The sequence below is a fragment of the Bacteroides sp. ET489 genome, from assembly GCF_030518095.1.
In the GTDB taxonomy this organism is placed as follows: Bacteria; Bacteroidota; Bacteroidia; order Bacteroidales; family Bacteroidaceae; genus Bacteroides; species Bacteroides ndongoniae.
Window position 1 is genome coordinate 1 of the sequence record NZ_JAULLJ010000072.1, and the last position, 5,490, is coordinate 5,490.

Annotated in this window: 5 protein-coding genes and 1 pseudogene; all 6 read left to right on the forward strand. The window is 43.1% G+C overall.

Features of this window, described 5'->3' with window-relative positions; genetic code table 11:
- The coding region (locus Q3C19_RS17645) for a site-specific integrase (RefSeq protein ID WP_302731106.1) at nucleotides 1-1,177 on the forward strand (1,177 nt) is incomplete at its 5' end.
- A gap of 70 nt (nucleotides 1,178-1,247) precedes the next feature.
- The gene (locus Q3C19_RS17650) at nucleotides 1,248-2,543 is read left to right on the forward strand and encodes a YhcG family protein (protein ID WP_289524318.1); all 1,296 of its coding nucleotides are present in this window, start codon (nucleotides 1,248-1,250) and stop codon (nucleotides 2,541-2,543) included.
- A 7-nt stretch (nucleotides 2,544-2,550) separates the two neighbouring features.
- Nucleotides 2,551-3,570 carry a hypothetical protein gene (locus Q3C19_RS17655; protein ID WP_289524320.1) on the forward strand — a complete coding sequence of 340 codons (1,020 nt, stop codon included), beginning with the start codon at nucleotides 2,551-2,553 and terminating at the stop codon, nucleotides 3,568-3,570.
- A 43-nt stretch (nucleotides 3,571-3,613) separates the two neighbouring features.
- Nucleotides 3,614-4,471 carry a DUF5694 domain-containing protein gene (locus tag Q3C19_RS17660; protein WP_239449017.1) on the forward strand — a complete coding sequence of 286 codons (858 nt, stop codon included), beginning with the start codon at nucleotides 3,614-3,616 and terminating at the stop codon, nucleotides 4,469-4,471.
- Nucleotides 4,472-4,702: 231 nt separating this feature from the next.
- Entirely contained in the window at nucleotides 4,703-5,011 is a 309-nt protein-coding gene (locus tag Q3C19_RS17665; protein WP_087340863.1) for a DUF3853 family protein, read from the forward strand.
- Between the two features lie 14 nt (nucleotides 5,012-5,025).
- Nucleotides 5,026-5,490 (forward strand): annotated as a pseudogene (locus tag Q3C19_RS17670) (mobilization protein); the annotation flags it as partial.

Genomic DNA, 5,490 nt, shown 5'->3' on the forward strand with positions numbered 1-5,490 from the left:
TATCGAGTTCACAACGGGCTACCGCATAGATGTCGCCAAATGGGATGCCGATAAGCAACGGGTAAAGAACGGATGTACCAACAAGCTGAAGCAAAGCGCATCGGAAATCAATGCGGATTTGCTGAAATACTACACCGAAATACAGAATATCTTCAAGGAGTTCGAGGTGCAGGGATTCATGCCCACTACCGAGCAGGTAAAGGACGCGTTCAACAGATTGCACAATGGAAAAAAGGAAGATGAGGAGCAGGCTTCGGTGGTATTTCTGCCTTTGGAGGTGTTTGATGAGTTCATCAAGGAGTGCGGCACGCAAAACGGCTGGTCTGATGCCACCTATGAGAAATTTGCCGCAGTCAGGAAACATCTTGAAAAGTTTGACAAGGGACTGACTTTTGAATCGTTGGACGAACCCAAGCTGACAAAGTATGTGAATTTCCTGAAAGACACCGAAGATATGCGGAACACATCCATCATGAAACAGGTCGCCTATCTGAAATGGTTCCTGCGCTGGTGTACCAAGAAAGGGTATTGCATGAACAATGCCTACGAAGATTTCAATCCAAAACTGCGGAGTACCCCGAAAAAAGTGATATTCCTCACATGGGAAGAACTGAACCAACTCAAGAACTATCAGATACCTGAAACCAAACAGTATCTTGAACGGGTGAGGGATGTCTTTCTGTTCTGCTGCTTCACCGGGCTTCGGTATTCTGATGTGCATAACCTGAAGAAAAGCGACATCAGGGACGGATATATAGAAATCACCACCGTAAAGACCGCCGAAAGGCTTATCATCGAGCTGAACAACCACAGCAAGGCGATACTGGATAAATATAAAAATGTGGAGTTTGAGGGGCATAAGGCTCTCCCGGTCATCAGCAACCAGAAGATGAACGATTATTTGAAGGAATTGGGCGAGCTTGCCGAAATCAACGAGCCTGTGAGTGAAACCTATTATAAAGGGAGCAGGCGTATAGATACCATTACACCCAAATACGCATTGCTGGGCACCCATGCCGGAAGAAGGACTTTTATCTGCAATGCCTTGGCTCTCGGCATTCCGGCTCAGGTGGTCATGAAATGGACGGGACACAGCGACTACAAGGCGATGAAACCCTACATTGACATCGCTGATGATGTGAAAGCCAATGCGATGAACAAATTCAACCAACTGTAAAAAACAATCATCAAGTTTCATGGAAAGCCTGTAATTTGGCTTACCTTTGTGACTTTCAAAGCATACAACAATGAGCAACAACGATAACAATATAGAGAAAAGAAGTTTCGAGGCTTTCGTCAATGCCATCGGTTCGGAAATAGAGCAGGCGCAAGTCCGGCTCATCAGTGCAGCCAATGCGCAGATGCTGTTCCATTACTGGAAGATGGGCAACTACATATTGTACCATCAAAACCTGCAAGGATGGGGCGGCAAGGTCATCAAGAAACTGGCGCAGGCGATACGGTTCAATTATCCCGAAAAAAAAGGATATTCGGTCAGGAACTTGGCTTATATGTGCCAGTTCGCACGTTCATATCCATTGGGTGCATTACGGAGTTTCATCGAAACCGATGCGAAATTGATTACTCCAAGTGTGCAAAGAATCACGGATGAAATCCAAAGCCTGAACAATGTTTCATTTACGCAAGAACCTCTTGCGCAAATACAATCCTCAGACAACAAGGGAGTTGCAATTGTGCAAGAACCTCTTGCACAAATTCAGGATGTAGCCCAGACAGTAGCCGCCGTTTACCGGATGCCGATAGAGGACATGGAAAAACTGTTCCTTGCATCACCTGTTGCAAGAATCAATTGGGCAAGCCATGTGATTCTGCTGAACAGTTCGCTTCCGTTGGGTGTGGAATACTGGTATATGAAGCAATCCGTGGAAATGGGCTGGAGCAGCAATGTCCTGAAAATGCAGATTGAAAGCAAATTGTTTGAACGGCAAATCAACAGCCACAAGGTCAACAATTTTATCGCCACGCTTCCTGCACCCCAAAGCGACCTTGCCAACTACCTGTTAAAAGACCCGTATATCTTTGACTTGGCTGGAGCTAAAGAACGTGCGGACGAAAGGGACATAGAGGAACAACTGGTGAAGCACGTTACCCGTTACCTGTTGGAGATGGGCAACGGATTCGCCTTTGTCGCAAGGCAGAAGCATTTCCAGATTGGCGACAGCGATTTCTATGCCGACTTAATCCTGTACAACATAAAGCTCCATGCATACGTAGTTGTGGAACTGAAAGCCACCCCGTTCAAACCGGAATACGCAGGACAGTTGAACTTCTACATTAATGTGGTGGACGACAAACTGAGGGGAGAGAATGACAACAAGACCATCGGGCTGCTGCTATGCAAGGGCAAGGATGAAATTGTAGCGCAGTATGCGCTGACAGGCTATGACCAGCCTATCGGCATCAGCGACTACCAACTCAGCAAGGCAGTACCCGAAAATCTGAAATCTGCGTTGCCGAGCATAGAACAGGTGGAAGAAGAACTGACAATGCTTCTTGACAATGAAAAGAACAAACAAAAGTAAGACACCTATGGCAGACAAGATACAAACGATAATCCCCCGATACGGAGAACTCAACAGAATATACAGGGACTATATAGACAATAGAGTTTTCTCTTTTGACAGGCAGAAATTCATTTCCGATTTCTATCAGGAATATAGTGACACAAAATCTTTTGAAGCCGCCATCCTTGAACTGGTGCTTGACAGGCAAAAAGAACAATACATCTTGATACTCAACAGCCTGAAAACCGAAATAGAAAAGAGCATACAGGCCTATGAAACGCACCCCATAAGTGACAGTGCGATAGAACGTGCCTGTTATCAACATATGGAAAGGTATTCCCTTGAAATTAAAGCCCAACTGGATGTCACAAGAAGCCTGAGCAAGCCGCTGAATGAAGCCAACAACAGGTATGATTCCATTGGCTATAGGGAACATACTGCCGAAGAGGAAAAACAGGCTGAAAAAGAATATGAACGCTGCAAGGATGAATATGACAAGGAAAGAGCCAAACTGAATGAACTCTATGACCAGCAAAAGGCAGCAAGGAAAGAGGCATTCCAATATATGAAGAACCGTTGTGAGGACATGTACCGTCAAAGTTGCCTTTTTCTGGATATATTGAAGAAATACATTCCTGACGGGAAACGACAGGACGAGCCGAGCAAGCCAATCAGTCAGCAGGAAACGGCGGATGAACAACAAGAGTATTTCAGCATGAAATTGCTTTCGCTCATTCATGAGGTATGTGTTGGAGAACAGTTCGAGGAAATTTCCGCACCGGACTTCTATGCCAATATGAACCTGCACCCCTGCAACTGCAAGTTGAGAATTAAACCGAGAGAGAAAATACGTGTATGCTATCTGATATTTCTGATGGGCGAGAAACTTTCCAAACAGGACAGGGACAAATGGAAAGCCGGAATACTGGAACTGCTGGATATTGACGATAGCTACTACAAGTCAAAGTACAAGGAGCCTGTTTCCGATTTTCCGAGTGACAGTAACCAGAAATTCGCCAAAGAAATGGAACATATATTCAGATAATCCTCTAATCATAATCAACTTATTTCGTAAACATATGAATGATATGAAAAAAATATTTATAGTAAAATATGTGCTTGCATTATTGTGTTCTATAATATCATCTTGGGGGATTGCACAAGATGACATATCAACCCCTATACCTGTATTAACATTAGGAACCTTTCATTTTGATTTCCCAAATTTGGATAAAGTACAATATGATACCAATGAAATAATTGACATATTTGAACCAAAGTATCAAACTGAAATTGATGCATTGGTTAATGCTTTATCGAAATTTTCTCCTACTATCATCGTAATAGAGCGTCCAGTAAAAATGCAGGCTGAAATAGATTCTTTATATAAATTATATCGAGAAAACCAATATGTCTTACAACGAGGAGAGTATGAGCAAATAGGTTTTCGTCTGGCTAAAAAATTAGGTATAAATCAAATTTATTGTGTTGATGAATGGGGCAAACATTATAATAATATTGAAGAGCTATTGAAGGATGAAAGTACCAAAGATTTTATACAATTTGAAAACAGTTTCTATAATCATCCTGACTCTTCTAAGATGTATTATCCCAAATCAGTATTTAAGGAACAAGGAATAATATCCGAACTGATTTTGCTTAATAATCCGGAAAATATTCGACGAAGTTTAGGAAACTATTTAATAGGACATTTCAAATACGAAGCCAATAATCATGACTTTATTGGAACTGATTTTGAAACTGGACGCTGGTTTAATCGGAATTTACGTATATTCAGAAACATACAGAGAATCAAAACGGGGACAAAAGATAGAATTCTTGTAATATTTGGCTCTGGTCATATGAATATATTAAATTACCTATTTGAATGTTCACCTGAATATCGGTTGTATGATGTGTGTAATTATTTGAATATAGATAACTGAGGTAACATGAAATGATATATCCTGATATTTTACGAAAGTTCCACTTTTACCACTCAAATTAATTTTTGAGTGGTATTTTTATTTTCTGATATTCAATAAGATACATCGATATTCGGATTATATCGTCCCCATCCTTACCACTCATAATCCTACCTAATTTTGCATCGTTCGAGAACAGAAATAACAGCCAGTGCGCAGGGCTGATTGTTTAACGACTAATTAGATTGGACGATGACAAATATCCAAGAATTATTATCCAAACCCGTCTGGCAGATGACAGGCGAAGAGTTCATAATGTTGAGCAGGCACGCATCCGTTCAGACAGAAGCGCAGCCGCAGCCCGTAACGGACACAAGCAGGAAATATGTGTACGGAATACCCGGCATAGCCAGACTGTTCGGATGCAGCCTGCCTACTGCCAACCGCATAAAGAAAAGCGGAAAGATAGACAAGGCTATCACCCAGATAGGGCGCAAGATTATCGTGGATGCGGAACTTGCCCTTGAACTGGCAGGGAAGAAAACAGGCGGACGCCAATAACGGGAGGAATCGCTATGGACTATATGAAAGACATCCGGGAAATATCGGACGAACAGGCGGTAATTCTTTGGCAAGCCTCACGGCTGAGCCTGTCAGGAAAATACGAAAAAGCACCCGAAATCCTCAGCGTGAAAGGTTCAGTTATCGGTACGTTGGGAAATTTCAGCGCATCCATCGGCAAAGCCAAAAGCAAGAAAACATTCAATGTGTCGGCTATCGTGGCTGCGGTATTGAAGAACGGCACGGTGCTCAGGTATGCGGCTGAACTTCCCGAAGCAAAGCGGAAAGTGCTTTACGTAGATACGGAGCAAAGCCCCCACCACTGCCTGAATGTAATGGAACGCATCATGCGCATGGCAGGGCTGCCCGATGACAGGGACAACGAGAACCTTGAGTTCCTTGCCCTGCGGAAATACACGCCGGAGCAGCGCATAAGGATTGTCGAACAGGCAATCTACCATACGCCGAACCTTGGTCTA

What these genes read in the sequence shown, in the direction of transcription:
- Q3C19_RS17650 (WP_289524318.1), top strand. Translation starts at nt 1,248, where the DNA reads ATGAGCAACAACGATAACAATATAGAGAAAAGAAGTTTCGAGGCTTTC.
- Q3C19_RS17655 (WP_289524320.1), top strand. Translation starts at nt 2,551, where the DNA reads ATGGCAGACAAGATACAAACGATAATCCCCCGATACGGAGAACTCAAC.
- Q3C19_RS17660 (WP_239449017.1), top strand. Translation starts at nt 3,614, where the DNA reads ATGAAAAAAATATTTATAGTAAAATATGTGCTTGCATTATTGTGTTCT.
- Q3C19_RS17665 (WP_087340863.1), top strand. Translation starts at nt 4,703, where the DNA reads ATGACAAATATCCAAGAATTATTATCCAAACCCGTCTGGCAGATGACA.